Annotated in this window: 1 protein-coding gene; it reads right to left on the minus strand. The window is 58.6% G+C overall.

Annotation, left to right across the window (positions count from 1 at the left end; all coding sequences use genetic code 11):
- Positions 1–127: 127 nt before the first annotated feature.
- On the minus strand, positions 128–613 hold the full coding sequence (locus tag B3C1_RS19175; protein WP_008486895.1) for a P-loop nucleotide/nucleoside kinase family protein: 486 nt from the start codon (positions 611–613) through the stop codon (positions 128–130).
- Positions 614–859 lie beyond the last annotated feature (246 nt).

Raw genomic sequence — 859 nt, forward strand, 5'->3', positions numbered from 1 at the left:
TTGCTGCAATAAGCGTGGGGACTTGCCGTGCAGCGGGCGCTAATGTCCCCGATTTAAGGGTCTGATGCAAGTAAAGTTTTCAAAAAGGCCGTTTGTTTGCTGCCTTTCTGCCCGCCTTGCTAGCCCTTTAACCACTTTGGTGGCGAAGCAGGCAAAAACCCTCATCGGCCCCTGGCGCCTCAAAGTAACCGCACAGGGCAGAAAACTGCTCCTGGGTCGGAGCGAAGGGATGTTCGCCCCGGGCATTGCGGGCCAGCAGCCGTTCCAGGCATTGGGGCTGCGCCAGGTCCAGCCAGTGCAGTTGATGGGGCAGGGCGCTTTGCGCCACAAGGTCTTTGGCCCAGGCGCGGCTGGCCTTGGTATTAAGGGGAAAATCCAGCACTAAACTGAGGCCTTGTTCGAGCAATGCCAACAGGTGGGGGCTAAGGGCGGTTCTCAGGCGCGGGGCCAGGCGGCCGTAATCGGCCAGGGTGTTTAGCTCGAGGCCGTAGAGGCTTGCCAACCACTGGTCTTCACTGAGCAAAAGGTGCCCTGGAGCTTCGGCCAGCTGCCTGGCCAGGGTGGATTTTCCGGCGCCGGCCAGGCCACAGAAAAAATGCAGTCGAGGTACCATGGTGCTACTCCTTGCGTTGGCCCTGAAAAACGAAAAACCCGCCTTCCAGGGCGGGTTGAGATGCAAAATGCTGTCCTATACCGCCATGCTGGGGATGGCGATAATGATCTGGGCTTGGGGCAAAACGGTACGAGTCAGCATGGCCTGAGCATCCACCAGGCCAGGGCCGGATGCAAGACAAAAGAAAAAGCCCTCACCTTGCGGTGAGGGCTTTTTCTCTTTATGGTCGGCGCGAGAGGATTTGAA

This window comes from Gallaecimonas xiamenensis 3-C-1 (genome assembly GCF_000299915.1).
In the GTDB taxonomy this organism is placed as follows: domain Bacteria; phylum Pseudomonadota; class Gammaproteobacteria; order Enterobacterales; family Gallaecimonadaceae; genus Gallaecimonas; species Gallaecimonas xiamenensis.

Excerpts from the sequence above, each read along its gene's own strand:
- B3C1_RS19175 (WP_008486895.1), bottom strand. The coding sequence starts at position 613 with ATGGTACCTCGACTGCATTTTTTCTGTGGCCTGGCCGGCGCCGGAAAA.